Raw genomic sequence first — 16,226 nt, forward strand, 5'->3', positions numbered from 1 at the left:
CGCGTCACTCGCGAATCTTCAGGATCTGTTCCTGCGCCGCGCCGTCGCGCAGACGCCAGGCGCGCATCTCGAGCACGCCCTTGATGTTCAGCGACACAACCAGGCTCAGCTGATCCGTCGTGAGCTGATCGACGCTCGGCACCGCGGCGGTTGTCGGATGCGACCACAGCACGGCCCACACGACTTCTCCGGCGCGCGCGGCCGTCTCGTTCTGACGAAACGCCGACGGCTCGTCGTTGCGCGCGCAGACTACGCCGCGGATCGACTCCGGCTGCGCGATCTGCGCTTCGTGGAGAATCTGGATCGCCAGGCGGCGGGGAATGATCAATGGATTCTCAGGCATGAGGATTTCCGCATTCTGGACATGAAGGATCGGCGCCGAATTTCAGCGTGCGCCACTGCATCTGCAAGGCATCCCAGCTGTGCAGCCGGCCGGCGCCGGCATCGATGCCGAGCAGAATCTTGAGGGCCGCCAGTGCCTGCAGACTGCCGACCGTGGCGACGACAGGGCCGAGGATGCCGGCATCTTCGCAGCGTTCCGCGGGTTCGCCGACATCGGCAAACAGACAGCGGTAGCACGGGCCGCCACGGCGCAAATCGAACACCGCGAACTGCCCCTCGAAGCGGATCGCCGCGCCGCTGACGAGCGGTTTGCGTGCCCGCACGCAGGCGGCGTTGATCGCATAACGCGCGGGAAAATTGTCGGTGCAATCGAGGACGACATCGGCGCGCGGCACGGCCGCCAGGCCGCCTTCTCCATCGAAAGTCTCGATTTCGATTTGCGGATTCAGCGCGGCAAGCTGCGCGGCCGCGGCGAGCGTCTTCAACTGGCCAACATCGGTCTGCCGGTAAAGCGTCTGGCGCTGCAGATTGCTTTGATCGACGCGGTCCTTGTCGGCGAGCAGCAACTGGCCGATGCCGGCGCCGGCGAGATACTGCGTCGCCGCCGTGCCCAGGCCACCGAGGCCGATGACCAGCACGCTGGAGTCGCGCAGCAGGGCCTGGCCGTTGACGCCGACTTCAGGCAGGACGACCTGGCGGCTGTAGCGCGTGAAATCGGTCATCGCTTCCCTGCCGTCGCGCGTTCCTGGCCGCCATAGTCGCGGCGCGTTTCGATGTCCTGGTATCCGGCGGCTGCAAACAGTTCGCGCACCGCCGCGCCCTGATCGTAACCGTGTTCGACGAGCAGCCAGCCACCGCTGTGCAGATGCGCCGGCGCCGACGCGATGATCTCGCGCAAGGCACTCAGGCCATCGGCGCCGTCGCTGAGCGCAAGCATCGGCTCGTGTTGCAGCGCCTGCAAGTGCTCGTCGTGGGCAGCGATGTACGGCGGATTCGAAACGATCAGATCGCAGCGCTGCCCGCCGAGCGCCGCCAGCCAGCTGCCCTGCTGGAAACGCACGCGCTGCAAGCCGAGGCGCGCTGCGTTCCCGCTTGCGACAACGAGCGCCGCCGCAGAGACATCCGTCGCCAGAACCCCGGCATCGGCGCGCTCGCTCGCCAGCGCGAGTGCCAGCGCACCGCTGCCGGTGCCGAGATCGGCGATCGAGGGATGCTCGCGCTCCGCCATCAGCCGCAAACCCCACTCGACCAGCAACTCGGTTTCCGGACGCGGCACCAATACATCCGGCGAAACCTTGAGATTCAGAGACCAGAAGCCGCGCTCGCCGATCAGATAGGCCAGCGGCTCGCCGCGCTCGCGACGTTCGATCAGATCGAAATAGCGCGTCGACTGCGCCGCATCGAGCGCATCGTCCGCGCGCGCAAGCAACTGAGTGCCGCTAAGCGCGGTGACATGTTCCAGCAACCACTCGGCGTCGAGCCGCGGCGTGTCGGTGACGGCCGCGAGGCGCGCCTGCGCCGTGCCCAAGGCCTGTGAAAGCGTCACGCCTCGCCCATTTCCGCCAGCAACTCGGCCTGGTACTCGGCGAGCAACGGCTGGATCACGGGTTCCAGCGCGCCTTCGATGATGCGGTCGAGCTGGTACAGCGTCAGGTTGATGCGGTGATCGGTGACGCGGCCCTGCGGAAAGTTGTAAGTGCGGATGCGTTCGGAACGATCGCCACTGCCGACCAGCTTCTTGCGGGTGGCCGCGACATCGCCCTGCTGCTTCGCGCGCTCTGCATCGAGCAGGCGCGAAGCGAGCAGCGCCATCGCCTTCGCGCGGTTCTTGTGCTGCGAACGTTCTTCCTGGCACTCGACGACGACGCCGGTCGGAATGTGCGTGATGCGGATCGCCGACTCGGTCTTGTTGACGTGCTGACCGCCGGCGCCGCTGGAGCGGAAGGTGTCGACCTTCAGATCCGCCGGATTGATGTCGATCGCCTGGGTCTCCTCGACCTCCGGCAATACCGCGACCGTTGCCGCCGACGTGTGGATGCGGCCCTGCGCTTCGGTCTCCGGCACGCGCTGCACGCGATGCGCGCCGGACTCGAACTTCAGCTGCGAATACGCGCCATAGCCGATCACGCGCGAGATGACTTCCTTGTAACCACCATGCTCGCCTTCGCTGGTCGAGAGAATCTCGACCTGCCAGCCCTTGGTCTCGGCGTACTTCGAGTACATGCGGAACAGGTTGCCGGCAAAGATCGCCGCCTCGTCACCGCCGGTGCCGGCGCGGATTTCGAGGAAGACATTGCTGCCGTCGAGCGGATCACGCGGCACCAGAAAGCCCTGCAGCTGCTGCTCCAGCGGTTCGATCTTGGCCTTGAGCTGCGGATACTCGCTCGCCGCCATGTCGCGCAGCTCGGGATCCGGATCGCGCTGCATCTGTTCCAGATCGGCGAGATCGCGCACCGCGCTGCGGTAAGCGTCAAACGCTTCGACGACCGGACCGAGCTGGGAATACTCCTGCGACAGGCGGCGAAACTTGTCGCTGTCGCCGATCACGCGCGGATCGCCGAGTTCGTGGGTCAGCTCTTCGCGCCGTTCGACCATCTGCGCGAGTTTTTCGATCAGGGATTCTTTCATGCTGCATCTTCAGTATGCGGACTGCCGGGGACGAGTATTGGCGCGCAGACGGCGCGCCGCGCAGCGCTTGAGCGCCGCTAATCCTCGGGCAGATCGAACAGCCGGCGCGCGGCGTTGAGCAGCAAGGCCTGCTCGACGGCGTCGGCACGCCGCAGCGCCTGCGACGGCGCGTGCAGGATCTTGTTGCTGAGCGTGTCGGCGACGAAACTCAGCACGTCCTCGATCGGCTCGCCATTGGCGATGCGCCGGCGCGCCTTGTCCAGCACCTCGTCGCGGCTCTGCCGTGCATGCGCGCGGATGCTGTGGATCGTCGAGGCGGCGTCGCGGCTTTCCAGCCAGCGCGAGAACTCGGCAGCCTGGTTGCTGACCAGCACTTCGGCCTGGCGCGCGGCTTCTTCGCGGCGCTTGAGGTTCTGCGCCACGACATCGCGCAGATCGTCGATGCTGTACAGATAGATGTCTTCGACATCGCCGATCTTCGGATCGATGTCGCGCGGCACCGCAAGGTCGATCATGAACACCGGCTTGCGGCGGCGCGCCTGCGTCGCGCGCTGCATGGTCTCGCGGTCGATGACGAACCCGCGCGCGGCGGTCGACGAAATCACCAGATCGGCGTCGCCCAGATAGCTCGGCAGGTCGTTGAGGCTGATGGCGTAACCGTGCAGCTCGCGCGCCAGCTTCTCGGCGCGTTCCAGGCTGCGGTTGGCGATGACGATGCGGCCGACGCCGTGCTGCTGCAGATGACGGCCGACCAGCGTGATCATCTCGCCGGCGCCGATCAGCAGCGCGGTCTGGTTGTGCAGGTCGGCGAAAATGCGCCGTGCCATTTGCAATGCGGCGTAGGCGACCGACACCGGATGCGCGCCGACCTCGGTCTGCGAACGCACCAGCTTGGCCACCGCGAACGCATGCTGGAACAGCCGGCCGAGCACCGGACCGAGCGACTTGAGCTCGTTGGCAAGGCCGAAGGACTGCTTCATCTGGCCGAGAATCTGCGGTTCGCCGACGATCAGCGAGTCGAGGCCGGACGCCACCCGCAGGCTGTGCGTGACGCTGCCCAGGTCTCGATGGGTATAGAGGTATTTCTCGATATAGCCGTTCGGCGCTTCGCGTTCGCGGCGCCACCATTCGATCAGGCGCGATTCCTCTTCCAGCGAGGTGACCGCCATGATCTCTGTGCGATTGCAGGTCGACAGGATCGCCGCCTCATCGACGCCCGGCAGTGCGCGCAGGCGTACAAGGGCATCCGGCAGGTCCGAATCGGTAAAAGCCAGGCGTTCGCGCGCCTCGACGGGCGCACGGTGATGGCTGAGACCGAGCGTGATGAGGGCCATAGCTGTCCGTGAAGTCTCCGCCAATTTTACGCTGGTTCCCGGCGGATCCGCAGGATCAATGCAAATCTTGTGCAAAGTCGGGCAGGGAACCCTCGATTCAGGATAATGTCCTTTATGACTGACCCCCAGCAGATTCCGCCCGTGACCTCTTTCCGTCCGCATTCCCACTTGACCGTCCGCCTGGCACTGATCGCCCTGTTCGGCGCGGTGGCGCAGCTGTCGGCCTGCGCGGCGACGCCGGCCGGGGCCGAAACCTCCCCCACCGCCGACCCCGTGCTCGGTGGCGACAATCTCGGCGCGCCGGGCACCGATGCCGCGACGGTCGTCGAAGAAGCGCCGGCCGAAGGCCTCGAATCCGCCCAGGCCCAGGCGCAATACCACGTGCTTGCCGGTGAGATGGCCGCTGGCCGTCAGCAGCCGGAAGTGGCTGCCAGAGAGTTCGTCGCGGCCCTCAAGGTGCTGGACGACGTCGAACTGGCCGAGCGCGCGACGGCGCTGGCCGTCGTCGCCCGCGACGAAGGCCTGGCCCTCGAAGCCGCGCGCCGCTGGCATCAGCTGGCGCCGAACGCCGCCGAGCCGCGCGAAATCCTCATCAGCCTGGGCCTGCAGACCGGCGATCTCAGCGGCACGCTCGAACAGTGCCGCGAGCTGATCCGCGGCAATCCCGGCGGCGTTGCCGACGGCTTCCGCCATGTCGCCCAGCTGATGATGCCGACTTCCAGGGATCGCGCCGACGGCGCGCTGACGATCATGAGCCAGCTGGTCGGCGAATGGCCCAAGGAGGCCGCCGCGCACCATGCCTACGGCGCCGTCGCCCTCGCCCTCAACGAACCGGAAAAAGCCGAAGCCGCCGCGCGCAAGGCGCATGAGCTGGCGCCCAAGGACCGCGACCACGATCTGCTGCTGATCGGCACTTGGGTACGCCAGGGCCGGATCGACGAGTCGGACGCCCGCATCGATGCCCTCGCCAAGGGCGAGAAGAACGCCAGCGCCGCCGAACTGCGATCCGGCTATGCGCGCCTGCTGCTGGAGAACAACCGGCGCGACGCCGCGCGCGCGCAGTTCGGCAAGGTGCTCAAGCTCGACAGCAAGGGCGCCGATGCGCATTACGCGCTGGCCGTCATGGCCTACACCGACAGCGACTACGACGCCGCGACCGAGCATCTGCAGCCCTTGCTGAACGACCCCAAGCGCAAGACCGAGGCGGCGTTGCTGCTCGGCCGCATTGCCGAAGCGCAATCGCGATATCCGCAGGCGCTGGAGTACTACTCGAGCGTGCGCGAAGGCCCGCCGGCGCTGGACGCCGCGTTGCGCAGCGCAATGGTGCTCGGCCGCATGGGCCAGACGGCGAACGCACGCCAGCTGCTGCAAAGCCTGCGCGACCGCTTTCCGCAGCTGGCGACGCGCTTCTACATGGCCGAAGGCGAACTGCTGCTCAATGGCGAGAACAACGACGAAGCGCTGAAGCTCTACGACGAGGCCCTGGCCGACAACGTCGACAACAGCGATCTGCTCTACGGCCGCTCGCTGGCCTACGAGCGTCTCGGCAAGATCGACCTGGCCGAGAAGGATCTGAAGACCAGCATCCAGAGCGACCCCGAGGACGCGCGCGCGCTCAATGCGCTCGGCTACATGCTGGTCGTTCACAGCACGCGTTATGCGGAGGCGGAAGACCTGATCAAGCGTGCGCTGGTGCTGGAACCGGACGATGCGGCGATCATCGACAGTCTTGGCTGGCTGCAATTCAAGCAGGGCCGCAACGAAGAGGCGCTGGCCTCGCTGCAGAAGGCCTACGCGCAGTTTCCCGACCCGGAAGTCGCCGCCCATCTCGGCGAAGTGCTGTGGGCGCTCAATGATCGCGAACAGGCGCAGTCGGTTTGGAAGGAAGCGCTCGACAAGAACCCGGGGCACGACACCCTGATCGAAACGATGAAGCGCCATACGCCATGAGGCGGTTGCTGGTCGCCGCGGCGGCGCTGGTTCTCGCCGGCTGCGCGCAGGTGCAGACGCGTCCGGCAAACACTGAAGCTGCCGAGCTGCGCTGGGCCCAGCGCAGCGAAGCGCTGACCGCCGTGCAGGGTTTCTCGCTGCAGGGCCGCTTCACCCAGATCGGCGGCAGCGGCGGCAACCTGCGCTGGCAGCAACGCGCCAACGACCAGTTCGAACTGCAGCTGAGCGGCCCCTTCGGTGCCGGCGCGATTGCCATGACCGGCACGACCGAGCGGGTCGAAGTCCGCAGCAAGGAAGGCACGCAGATCACGGCCGATCCGCAGCAATGGATGCTCCAGCACCTGGGCTGGACCTTGCCGCTGGACAGCCTGCGCGCCTGGGCGCTGGGCCTGCCGGCCAAAGGCCCGGTCGAGCGCTATGAGCTCGACGACGCCGGCCAGCTTAGCCTGCTTGAACAGGGTGAATGGACCGTGCGCTTCGATCGCTACAAGACGGTCGGCAGCCTCGCCCTGCCCGGCCGCATCGAAGCCGCGCAGGGCGATGTGCAGCTGCGTCTGGTCATCGACCGCTGGGAGGCGCTCGATCTCGCCGCGACCAGGCCTGCCATGCCAGCGCCACGTTGACTCAGGTAAAGTCGCGCGCCGTAGCTGCCGCCGCAGCCTCCTAATTTTTCGATATGCCTCAGAACGACCACGGCGCATTCACTGCCGCCTTCGCCTGGCCCGCTCCGGCCAAACTGAACCTGTTCCTGCACGTGGTCGGACGGCGCGAGGACGGCTATCACGAGCTGCAGACGGTGTTCCAGTTCACCGACTTCTGCGATCGCCTGCACTTCGTCCCGCGCGGCGACACCGAAATCCACCGCCTCGATGGCCCGGCCGGCATTCCGGCCGAACAGGACCTCAGCGTGCGCGCCGCGCGGCTGATCCAGCGTGCCTCCGGCTGCCAACTCGGCGCCGATATCCGCATCGACAAGCACATTCCGCTCGGGGCCGGCCTCGGCGGCGGCTCCAGCAATGCGGCCACGACGCTGGTCGCGCTCAATCGTTTGTGGAATCTCGGTTTCACGATCGACGAACTCGCGACGCTCGGCCTGTCTCTGGGCGCCGACGTACCGGTCTTCGTCCGCGGCCAGGCCGCCTGGGCGGAAGGTGTCGGCGAGCGCCTGACGCCGGTCACGCTTGCCGAACCCTGGTACGTCATCGTGGTTCCCGCCGTGCAGGTCAGCACCGCGGAAATCTTCTCGGCAGCGGCGCTGCAGCGCGACTGCGAGCCGATCGGCTTCGACGATTTCCTTGCCGGCGCCGGCCGCAATGTCTGCGAACCGGTCACCGTCGCGCGTCACCCGGATGTCGGCGCCGCGCTTGCCGCGCTGCGCCAACACGGTGCAGCGCGCATGTCCGGCACCGGCGCCTCAAGCTTCCTCAGCTGCGCGACGCGGGAGGACGCCGAGCGCATCGCCGCGCAGTTGCCCGCACACTGGACCAAGGTCGTTGCGCGCGGCCTGAATGCCTCGCCGCTGCGCGATGCGATGTCTCGTTGAGCGATTCGCCGATGGTGAGCGGGTAGGTCAAAAATTCTGGCGCAGGATTACCGCTCAGCATTTATAATCGCCGCCCTGTGAAGTCTGGGCCCTGCTGTTGGGGCGTCGCCAAGTGGTAAGGCAGCGGGTTTTGATCCCGCCATTCGGTGGTTCGAATCCATCCGCCCCAGCCATTCAGCCGGCCCGACCGCGCATCAGTATTGAAGTTTGGATTCCCGCTGACGCGGGTACGCAGATCACCGACCCGCAGCCATACACGCACAGGCAGGCCCATGTCCGACGCTAAGCTGATGCTGTTCTCCGGCAACGCCAATCCCCGGCTTGCCAGCAACATCGCCGGTTACATGAAAACCTCGATGGGTCAGGCCGTCGTCGGCAAGTTCTCGGACGGCGAGATCCAGATCGAAATCCTTGAAAACGTCCGCGGCAAGGACGTCTTTGTCGTGCAGTCGACCTGCGAGCCGACCAACGACAACCTGATGGAACTGCTGTTGATGCTCGACGCCCTCAAGCGCGCGTCGGCGAGCCGCATCACCGCGGTCATTCCTTATTTCGGTTACGCCCGCCAGGACCGCCGCTCGCGTTCCAGCCGCGTGCCGATCTCGGCCAAGGTCGTCGCCGACATGATCGGTGAATGCGGTGCGGACCGAGTCCTGACGCTGGACCTGCACGCCGATCAGATCCAGGGCTTCTTCGACATTCCGGTCGACAACGTCTACGCCTCGCCGGTGCTGCTCGGCGAAATCTGGCGCCAGAAGTACGAAAACCTGATCGTCGTTGCCCCTGACGTCGGCGGCGTGGTCCGCGCCCGCGCGGTCGCCAAACGCCTCGACGACGCCGAACTGGCGATCATCGACAAGCGTCGTCCGAAGCCGAACGAATCGCGCGTCATGAACATCATCGGTGACGTCTCCGGCCGCACCTGCGTGCTGGTCGACGATCTCGTCGACACCGCCGGCACGCTGTGCAAGGCCGCCGCGGCGCTCAAGGAAGAAGGCGCGATCAAGGTCGTCGCCTACGTCACCCACGCGGTGCTGTCCGGCCCGGCGATCAAGAACATCAGCCAGTCGGTGCTCGACGAGCTGGTCGTCACCGACTCGATCCCGCTGACCGACACCGCCCGCGCCTGCCCGAAGATCCGCCAGCTGTCGATCGGCGGCCTGCTCGCCGAGACGATTCGCCGTATTTCGGCCGAAGAGTCGGTCAGCTCGCTGTACGTCGACTAATTCCGGCGCCGTAGCCCGGACGCAGTCCGGGAAATTGACCCTGCTGCGCGCCGAAAGGCCCGGGTTTCACCCGGGCTGCGGTCGTTTTCCCTCCGCCAGCCGCTCATTTCTGTATAATCCGCGCCCCGTCGTCTGGTCGCGGACGACGGTTTTTCCATTTCTGGAGCATCAAATGAAAGATACTTTTGTGGTTAGCGCCGAGATCCGCGCAGACCAGGGCAAGGGTGCGAGCCGCCGCCTGCGTCGCGATGGCAAGATCCCGGCCATTGTGTACGGTGGCGAAGACGCCCCGATCAACATCGAAGTCTCGGCCAACGAGATGGGCAAGCACCTGAAGGTTGAAGCCTTCTACTCGCATCTGCTCAAGCTCGAAATCGGCGGCAAGGCCCAGACGGTCGTCCTCAAGGACCTGCAGCGTCATCCGGTCACCGGTTACGCCTCGCATGCCGACTTCCAGCGCGTTCTGGCCAACAAGGCCCTGCGCATGCACGTTCCGCTGCACTTCACCGGTTCGGAAGTCGCTCCGGGCGTGAAGACCGGCGGCGGCATCGTCGAGCACCAGCTCAACCAAGTTGAAGTCGAGTGCTTGCCGGCGGACCTGCCGGAATTCATCAACGTCGACCTGTCGAAGATGGAAGTCAACGAGTCGGTCCACCTCTCGCAGCTCGAACTGCCGAAGGGCGTGACGCTGATCCAGCTCAAGCACGGCAACGACCAGTCGGTCGCTTCCGTCCATCTGCCGCGCGCTGCGGTGGCTGAAGAGGAAGAAGTTGCCGCGCCGGCTGAAGGCGCTGCGCCGGCCGCCGATGCGAAGGCTGCCGGTGGCAAGGCTCCGGCGGGCAAGGCTGCTCCGGCAGCTGCCGCCAAGCCGGCTGCGAAGAAGTAAGCTCGGGCCTTTCGCGGTTCAAGCCGCTGAGCCCCGAAGCCCGTCCGAGCGCACTGCCCGGACGGGCTTTTTCTTGGAATCGTTGTCATGCCCGCCACTGACTCTGGGAACGAACTGATTGCGATCGTCGGCCTCGGCAATCCGGGCGACGAGTACGCGCAGACGCGCCACAACACCGGCTTCTGGCTGGTGGACCGTCTGGCCGATCGCGCGCGCGCTACCTTGCGCCGCGAAGCCAAGTTCAGCGGCGACACGGCGAAGATCAAGCTCGGCGACACGCAGGTGCTGCTGCTCAAGCCGCAGACCTTCATGAATCGCAGCGGTCTGGCGATCCAGGCACTGGCGCAGTTCTACAAGCTCAAGCCCGACCAGATTCTCGTCGCGCATGACGAACTGGACCTGCCGGCCGGCACGATGCGCCTCAAGCTCGGCGGCGGTCACGGCGGCCACAATGGCCTGCGCGATACGCATCGCGTGCTGGGCGACGGCTACCGGCGCCTGCGCATCGGCATCGGTCATCCAGGCGACAAGAATCTGGTGCTGAACTATGTGCTGGGCCGGCCGAGCCGCGCCGACGAGCAGCTGATCCTCGACGGCCTCGACGCCTCGATCAGCGCCATCGACACCTGGCTCGCCAAGGGCTGGGAGCGTGGCATCAACCAGCTGCATTCCCCCGCCGACGGCAAGAACGCCGCGCCCGCCGACAAGAAGAACACTTAAGGATTTTCAGGAGCACACATGGCCATCCAATGCGGAATCGTCGGCCTGCCGAACGTCGGCAAGTCCACCCTGTTCAACGCGCTGACCAAGAAGGCGGTCGCGGCGGAGAACTACCCGTTCTGCACGATCGACCCCAACGTCGGCGTCGTGCCGGTGCCGGACAAGCGCCTCGAAGCGCTGGCGGCCATCGTCAAGCCGCAGCGCATCCTGCCGGCCACGGTCGAGTTCGTTGACATCGCCGGCCTCGTCGCCGGTGCCAGCAAGGGTGAGGGCCTGGGCAACCAGTTCCTGTCGCATATCCGCGAGACGGACGCGATCGCCCACGTCACGCGCTGCTTCGACAACGACGACGTCATCCACGTCGCCGGCAAGCCGGACCCGATCCGCGACATCGAGATCATCAACACCGAACTGGCGCTGGCTGATCTCGACAGCGTCACCAAGGCCGTCGACCGCCTCGCCAAGACCGCCAAGGCCGGCATCAAGGACGCCGTCGTCCGCTACGAACTGCTCAAGCGCGTGCAGGCCCATCTCGACGAAGGCAAGCCGGTGCGCTCGCTGGCCTTGGAGCCGGAAGAGAAGGTCCAGCTGCGCGAGTTCTCCTTCATCACCGCCAAGCCGGCGCTGTACATCGCCAACGTCGACGAAGCCGGCCTGCAGAACGGCAACGACTACTTGAAGCGCGTGCAGGCCTACGCCGCCGCCGAGGGCGCTGAAGTGGTGCCGGTCTGCGCCGCCATCGAAGCCGAAATCGCCCTCCTCGACGACACCGACAAGGCCGCCTTCCTCGGCGATCTCGGCCTCGCAGAACCGGGCCTGGACCGCGTCATCCGCGGCGCCTACGCCCTGCTCGGCCTGCAGACCTACTTCACCGCCGGCGTGCAGGAAGTCCGCGCCTGGACCGTCAAGGTCGGCGCCACCGGCCCGCAGGCCGCCGGCGTCATCCACACCGACTTCGAAAAAGGCTTCATCCGCGCCGAAGTCATCGGCTACGCCGACTACATCCAGTACAAGGGCGAACCCGGCGCCAAGGAAGCCGGCAAATGGCGCCTGGAAGGCAAGGAATACATCGTCCACGAGGGCGACGTGATGCACTTCCGATTCAACGTTTAAGGCCCGATTTGCGGGAAACCTCGACGGGGCCGCCGCTTTTCCTTAAACTGCGCGCCCTCGGAAAGTTGGTGATGTAGCTCAGACGGTTAGAGCGCGGCACTCATAATGCTGAGGTCGGTGGTTCGATTCCACTCATCACCACCACCTTTCTGGGAAAAACAGATCACCGCGCCCATGCGCGGTTTTTTGTTGGGCGCAGGCTCTTCGGCCAGAGAACGCTAGGCGCGAACGGCCGGAATCGAGACGACCGCGGCCGTTCCAGACTCCCGGGCCTGCAGACGCACGTCGCCACCATGCGCGCTCAGCAAGGCGCGGACGATCGCCAGGCCGAGCCCGGTGTTGCCGTTATTGCGGGCTGTTGTAAAGAAGGGCTCGAAAACCTGCGCGGCATTGGCCGCCGAAATGCCCGGCCCATTGTCGGCGACGCTCACAGTCACGCCGCGATCCGCCATGGAAAGCTCCACGGTGGCCCGGCTGCCCGGCGCGTGATGGCGAACGTTGTCGAGCAGGTTGTTGAAGACAGCCTCGAGATCTTCGGCGGGGATGCGCGAACGCAGCGTCAGCGGCGGAAGCTGCGCATCGACCGGCAACCCCAGTTCCCGCGCCCTCGCGACACAAGCCTGCAGCACCGCGAGCGGGTCGCAGTCCGCCGCTCCCGGCCGCGCAACGTCGGCACGCGCCAGTTCCAGCAGGCGCCGCACCAGCCGATCCAGCCGATCGGCATCCGTCGCAATGATGTGCTGGAAGCGCTCGCGCTCTTCGCGCGAGAGTTCATCGCTGTGCTCGCCGAGCAGTTCCACCGCGCCGCGGATGCTGGTCAGCGGTGTCTTGAACTCGTGCGAGACCTGCGCGGCGAACTTACGGATGTAGTCGGCGCGCTGCTCCAGGGTGCTGGCCATCGCGGTCAGGGAATCCGACAGCTGGGCGACCTCACGCGTGCCCGCATGACGCAGGGGCTTCACGGCGCCCGACTCGCCTTCTGCCGCGCGCTCGGCCTGCTCGCGCAATTCGCGGATCGGCCGCGCAATGGTTCGGGTCGTGATCCACGAGAGCAGCAGGACAATGGCGAGCAGTACGGCCGTGCCGTAGGCGAGCGGCCGCGTCTTGCCCTTCAGCGTGTCCCACAGGCTTGCCGGCGTGCGCGCCAGCAGCACGGCGCCGAGCACCTCTCCTTCATGAGTCATCGGGATCGCGACGAACACGCGCAGTTTCGTCGCGCGACTCAGGGGCCCGAAGCCAAGCTCGTCGGTGTGCCGCTCGCGCAGCAGGCTGACGGTCTCGCCCGCGAGGGCGCGAGTGATTTCTTCCTGCTGCAACTGCCAGTGGATGTCGCCCGCCGTGCTGGCAACGACGATGCCCTGGCGATCGACGATGCGGATGCCGGCGAGCGTGTGCAGACGGACCTCGCGCAAGACCGCGTTGAACCGCCGCCCGGCTTCGGCGGCGCGCGGCTCCGGTTGCAGCGAGGTCGCGACGGCATCTGCGGGGCGCGGATGGACCCTGTCCACCGAAAGATCCAGGCGCGGCAATCGCGCCTGCCATTCGGGCGCGGGCTCCTGCGCATCGCCGACCTCGTCGGCCATCGCGCCAAGCAGCTCAGCCTTGAAGCTCGCGGCAACAACGGTGCCTTGCGTCAGCAGTTCGCTTTCCGTCTGCCGCACCAACGCGCTCTCATATAGACGCAACCAGACGATGCCGCCAAGCGGCAGCAGCATGACGACCAGATTGATCAGCAGCAGGATCGCGCGTAGCGAGGGCCGCCATTTCACTCGCATGGGCCGAGCCGGTAGCCGATGCCGTGAACGGTCTCGATCACGTCTGCGCCCAGCGCAGCGAGCTTGGCGCGGACGCGGCGCACATGGCTGTCGATCGTGCGATCGGACACGATGCGATGCAGGTCGTAGGCTTGCTCCATCAGCTGATCGCGGCGGCGCACCTGCCCTGGCCGCGTGATCAGGGTGCGCAGGATGCCGAACTCGGTGAGCGTCAGCGGCGCGGCCTTGTCGTCCCAGCAGACCTCATAGCGCACGCCATCGAGGCGCAGGCGCTGGTGGCGCCACTCGCGCGTCTCCACCGCTTCGGCAACCGGCGACGAGCGTCGCAGCAGCGCGCGCACACGGGCGACCAGCTCGCGCGGCGAAAACGGCTTGCTGACGTAGTCGTCGCCGCCGATTTCCAGGCCGATGACGCGATCGATCTCGTCGTCCATCGAGCTGAGGAAAAGAATGGGCAACCTTGCGGTGGAAGCCTGGGCGCGCAGGCGCCGGCAGACCTCGGTACCGTCCATCTCGGGCATCAGGATGTCGAGGATGACGACATCCGGTAGCTGCGCGCTGCAGCGCTCCAGCGCTTCGGCACCGTTGGCCGCCGTCAGCGTCTCGAAGCCCGCCTTGGCCAGCGCAAAGCATACGAGCTCGCGGATATGCGCATCGTCGTCCACCACGAGAATCCTGGCCATGCGGCGAGCTTAGCAGCCGCAAACCTCGCGGCCAGCGCTTGCACAGGATCTGCACAAAGTTCCTCCGGCCTTGCACGCCCGGGCCGCCGGAATTGCGCGGCGGCTGCCGACAATGGGCCGTCATCCACCGGAGCCCCGCATGAGTACCACGACCGCCGCACCCGGCTTTTCCGCCGTCACTTCACCACCCCCACCGCGCGGCTTTGCCGCTACCTTGCAGAGTCCGGTCGCGCGCCTGGTGATGCTGCTTCTGCTCTGGCTGCTGCTGCAGATTCCGCTGTCGATGATCACGGGCCTGGTCCACGAAAGGCAGGCCCGGCGCGACGAGGCGGTCGTCGATGTCACCGGCAAATGGGGCGGCACCCAGCAGCTGATGGGACCGGTCCTGCGCCTGCCGTATATCCAGAACACGATCGGCTCGGACGGCAAGCTGCGCCAGGAGCGCCGTGCCGCGTATCTGCTGCCGGAGAATCTGCTCATCCAGGCCAAGCTCGATACCGAAGAGCGGCGGCGCGGCATCTTCAGCATTCCGGTCTACGGCGCCGGGCTGCAGATCAGCGGCCACTTCCAGCGTCCGGATGTCATCTCGTGGATCGGCGCCGGCAACCAGCCGCTCTGGGAAGAAGCGGAGCTGCAGATCGGCTTGAGCGATGTACGCGCCATCCATGCCGACGGACAGCTCAGCTGGAACGGACAGCCGCATGCACTGGAACCCTCGGCCGGCATCGGCGCGCCGGCAGACGGCGTGCACGTACCGATCGGCAAGACGCTCATCGCGGGCGGCGACGCTTTCGACGGCGATGGTCGCAGCGACTTCGAGTTGAACCTGAAATTCAACGGAAGCGGCGCACTGCATCTGGCGCCGATGGGGCGCAACAGCAAGGCGACCATCGAAGCGGACTGGGGCGATCCGAGTTTCCAGGGCGCCTGGCTGCCGACCGAAAGCCAGGTGCAAGCCGATCGCTTCAGCGCAACCTGGTCGATCTCGTACTTGGGTCGTGGCTATCCGCAGCAATGGACCAGCGATGGCGACCTGGACACCCAGACGCTGAATGCACAGGTCTTCGGCGTTGCGCTGCTGCCACCCATTGACGCCTACCGCATGGCGGAGCGCGTCACCAAGTACGCCGTGCTCGCCGCGTTCTTCACCTTCCTGACGATCTGGCTGACAGAAGTGCTCGGCAGGCGCCCGGTGCATCCGGTGCAGTACCTGTTTCTCGGCGCGGCACTGACGCTGTTTGGCTTGCTGCAGCTGTCCATCGGCGAGCACTTCGGCTTCGAGGCCGGCTTCATCTCCGCAACGGTCGCGGTCACCGGCATGGTCACGGCGTATTCGAGATCGGTGCTCGACAGCTGGCTGCGCGCCTTGCTGGTCGGCGGTTTACTGGGCGGACTGTATGGGTATCTGTATCTGCTGCTCAACGCGGAAGACTACGCGCTGCTCGGCGGCTCGATCGCGCTGTTCGCCGGGTTGGGCATCGTCATGCTGCTGACACGCAGGGTTGACTGGCATCGGCTTGGGGCAGCTGGGAGCTAAGCCTCGCAACCCATCTCCCTCTCCCCGTTCGCGGGGAGAGGGCTGGGGCGAGAGCGTCTTCAATGACCTCGGCGCAAACGCCGCCTTGCGATGCACTCCATTCGGTGGCATTTTCGCGGCATGAATCTCCGCGCCCTTGTCTTCGTCGTTGCTGGCCTGCTGCCTTTCGGCGTGAATGCAGCCAACTACGCCACCTGCATTCTCGATGAGGTTCCCAAGACCCGGACCGATGCGGCGGCGGTGTCGATATCCAACGCCTGCACCAAGCTGTATCCGGGCGGCATGGCGGTGGTCCCGCAGGGCAGTGGGCGTGGCGGCTTGTTTGCATTCGACAACGGGGCCGCATGCGTGAAGAAGAAAACCAAGGACATGCGCAGCGAAAGCGGCGCAACGCTGATCCGGTTCGCCTGCAATCGGCTTTACAACCCGAATGCGTCCGGTTCGGTCCGGCGATAGTCGAGCCTGAAGGCGAGCGGAAGCGACAGGCGC

The 16,226-nt window shown here is 66.2% G+C and carries 16 protein-coding genes and 2 tRNA genes; 11 read left to right on the forward strand and 7 right to left on the reverse strand.

All coding sequences use genetic code 11. From position 1 onward, the window contains the following. Positions 1–4: 4 nt before the first annotated feature. The 5 genes from AC3WUF_RS14505 to hemA all read right to left on the reverse strand — a co-directional run bounded on the left by AC3WUF_RS14505 (position 5) and on the right by hemA (position 4,304). Positions 5–343: a M67 family metallopeptidase gene (locus AC3WUF_RS14505; RefSeq protein WP_492426777.1), complete on the reverse strand. Its 339-nt coding sequence runs from the start codon at positions 341–343 to the stop codon at positions 5–7. Further along, positions 336–1,064: a HesA/MoeB/ThiF family protein gene (locus tag AC3WUF_RS14510; protein ID WP_492426779.1), complete on the reverse strand. Its 729-nt coding sequence runs from the start codon at positions 1,062–1,064 to the stop codon at positions 336–338. The genes AC3WUF_RS14505 and AC3WUF_RS14510 overlap by 8 nt, the downstream gene beginning before the upstream one ends. Then, positions 1,061–1,888, reverse strand: coding sequence for a peptide chain release factor N(5)-glutamine methyltransferase (prmC, locus tag AC3WUF_RS14515; protein WP_492426781.1), 828 nt, complete (start codon positions 1,886–1,888; stop codon positions 1,061–1,063). The genes AC3WUF_RS14510 and prmC overlap by 4 nt, the downstream gene beginning before the upstream one ends. After that, complete coding sequence (gene prfA, locus AC3WUF_RS14520) at positions 1,885–2,970, reverse strand: peptide chain release factor 1 (RefSeq protein WP_492426782.1); 1,086 nt, start codon at positions 2,968–2,970, stop codon at positions 1,885–1,887. The genes prmC and prfA overlap by 4 nt, the downstream gene beginning before the upstream one ends. A gap of 77 nt (positions 2,971–3,047) precedes the next feature. Then, positions 3,048–4,304: a glutamyl-tRNA reductase gene (hemA, locus tag AC3WUF_RS14525; protein WP_492426784.1), complete on the reverse strand. Its 1,257-nt coding sequence runs from the start codon at positions 4,302–4,304 to the stop codon at positions 3,048–3,050. Positions 4,305–4,472: 168 nt separating this feature from the next. On the opposite strand from hemA, the gene AC3WUF_RS14530 reads away from it, so the two are divergent. From AC3WUF_RS14530 to AC3WUF_RS14570, 9 genes are all read left to right on the forward strand, one after another. Next, positions 4,473–6,254: a tetratricopeptide repeat protein gene (locus tag AC3WUF_RS14530; protein WP_492426786.1), complete on the forward strand. Its 1,782-nt coding sequence runs from the start codon at positions 4,473–4,475 to the stop codon at positions 6,252–6,254. Beyond that, complete coding sequence (gene lolB, locus AC3WUF_RS14535; RefSeq protein ID WP_492426788.1) at positions 6,251–6,877, forward strand: lipoprotein insertase outer membrane protein LolB; 627 nt, start codon at positions 6,251–6,253, stop codon at positions 6,875–6,877. Before AC3WUF_RS14530 ends, lolB begins: the two co-directional genes overlap by 4 nt. 53 nt (positions 6,878–6,930) lie before the next feature. After that, the gene (gene ispE / locus AC3WUF_RS14540) at positions 6,931–7,797 is read left to right on the forward strand and encodes a 4-(cytidine 5'-diphospho)-2-C-methyl-D-erythritol kinase (RefSeq protein WP_492426790.1); all 867 of its coding nucleotides are present in this window, start codon (positions 6,931–6,933) and stop codon (positions 7,795–7,797) included. A gap of 98 nt (positions 7,798–7,895) precedes the next feature. After that, positions 7,896–7,970 (forward strand) — tRNA-Gln (locus AC3WUF_RS14545). A gap of 99 nt (positions 7,971–8,069) precedes the next feature. Beyond that, entirely contained in the window at positions 8,070–9,023 is a 954-nt protein-coding gene (locus AC3WUF_RS14550; RefSeq protein WP_492426792.1) for a ribose-phosphate diphosphokinase, read from the forward strand. 172 nt (positions 9,024–9,195) lie between these two features. Next, positions 9,196–9,909, forward strand: a complete 714-nt coding sequence (locus AC3WUF_RS14555; protein ID WP_492426794.1) for a 50S ribosomal protein L25/general stress protein Ctc — start codon at positions 9,196–9,198, stop codon at positions 9,907–9,909. An 87-nt stretch (positions 9,910–9,996) separates the two neighbouring features. Beyond that, positions 9,997–10,629 (forward strand): aminoacyl-tRNA hydrolase, encoded by a 633-nt coding sequence (pth, locus tag AC3WUF_RS14560; protein WP_492426796.1) that lies wholly within the window; start codon positions 9,997–9,999, stop codon positions 10,627–10,629. Between the two features lie 18 nt (positions 10,630–10,647). Beyond that, entirely contained in the window at positions 10,648–11,742 is a 1,095-nt protein-coding gene (gene ychF, locus AC3WUF_RS14565) for a redox-regulated ATPase YchF (protein ID WP_492426798.1), read from the forward strand. Positions 11,743–11,809: 67 nt separating this feature from the next. Beyond that, positions 11,810–11,886: transfer RNA gene (locus AC3WUF_RS14570), tRNA-Met, on the forward strand. Between the two features lie 74 nt (positions 11,887–11,960). Here the strand turns inward: AC3WUF_RS14570 and AC3WUF_RS14575 are convergent. Both AC3WUF_RS14575 and AC3WUF_RS14580 read right to left on the reverse strand, forming a co-directional pair. After that, positions 11,961–13,457 (reverse strand): sensor histidine kinase, encoded by a 1,497-nt coding sequence (locus AC3WUF_RS14575; protein ID WP_492426800.1) that lies wholly within the window; start codon positions 13,455–13,457, stop codon positions 11,961–11,963. Positions 13,458–13,507: 50 nt separating this feature from the next. Then, complete coding sequence (locus AC3WUF_RS14580) at positions 13,508–14,200, reverse strand: response regulator (protein WP_492426802.1); 693 nt, start codon at positions 14,198–14,200, stop codon at positions 13,508–13,510. Positions 14,201–14,339: 139 nt separating this feature from the next. Here AC3WUF_RS14580 and creD point away from each other — a divergent pair, with 139 nt between their 5' ends. After that, entirely contained in the window at positions 14,340–15,737 is a 1,398-nt protein-coding gene (gene creD, locus AC3WUF_RS14585; protein WP_492426804.1) for a cell envelope integrity protein CreD, read from the forward strand. Positions 15,738–15,857: 120 nt separating this feature from the next. Next, a complete protein-coding gene (locus AC3WUF_RS14590; protein WP_492426806.1) occupies positions 15,858–16,193 on the forward strand; it encodes a hypothetical protein in 336 nt (111 codons plus the stop codon). Positions 16,194–16,226: the final 33 nt, after the last annotated feature.

Source organism: Fontimonas sp. FW305-C-3 (assembly GCF_058783185.1).

Bases quoted from the DNA above. Each gene is read 5' to 3' on its own strand.
- prfA (WP_492426782.1), bottom strand. From the start codon at position 2,970: ATGAAAGAATCCCTGATCGAAAAACTCGCGCAGATGGTCGAACGGCGC.
- AC3WUF_RS14550 (WP_492426792.1), top strand. From the start codon at position 8,070: ATGTCCGACGCTAAGCTGATGCTGTTCTCCGGCAACGCCAATCCCCGG.
- AC3WUF_RS14510 (WP_492426779.1), bottom strand. From the start codon at position 1,064: ATGACCGATTTCACGCGCTACAGCCGCCAGGTCGTCCTGCCTGAAGTC.
- pth (WP_492426796.1), top strand. From the start codon at position 9,997: ATGCCCGCCACTGACTCTGGGAACGAACTGATTGCGATCGTCGGCCTC.
- creD (WP_492426804.1), top strand. From the start codon at position 14,340: ATGAGTACCACGACCGCCGCACCCGGCTTTTCCGCCGTCACTTCACCA.
- ychF (WP_492426798.1), top strand. From the start codon at position 10,648: ATGGCCATCCAATGCGGAATCGTCGGCCTGCCGAACGTCGGCAAGTCC.
- AC3WUF_RS14590 (WP_492426806.1), top strand. From the start codon at position 15,858: ATGAATCTCCGCGCCCTTGTCTTCGTCGTTGCTGGCCTGCTGCCTTTC.
- AC3WUF_RS14575 (WP_492426800.1), bottom strand. From the start codon at position 13,457: ATGCTGCTGCCGCTTGGCGGCATCGTCTGGTTGCGTCTATATGAGAGC.
- AC3WUF_RS14505 (WP_492426777.1), bottom strand. From the start codon at position 343: ATGCCTGAGAATCCATTGATCATTCCCCGCCGCCTGGCGATCCAGATT.
- hemA (WP_492426784.1), bottom strand. From the start codon at position 4,304: ATGGCCCTCATCACGCTCGGTCTCAGCCATCACCGTGCGCCCGTCGAG.
- AC3WUF_RS14555 (WP_492426794.1), top strand. From the start codon at position 9,196: ATGAAAGATACTTTTGTGGTTAGCGCCGAGATCCGCGCAGACCAGGGC.
- ispE (WP_492426790.1), top strand. From the start codon at position 6,931: ATGCCTCAGAACGACCACGGCGCATTCACTGCCGCCTTCGCCTGGCCC.
- lolB (WP_492426788.1), top strand. From the start codon at position 6,251: ATGAGGCGGTTGCTGGTCGCCGCGGCGGCGCTGGTTCTCGCCGGCTGC.
- AC3WUF_RS14580 (WP_492426802.1), bottom strand. From the start codon at position 14,200: ATGGCCAGGATTCTCGTGGTGGACGACGATGCGCATATCCGCGAGCTC.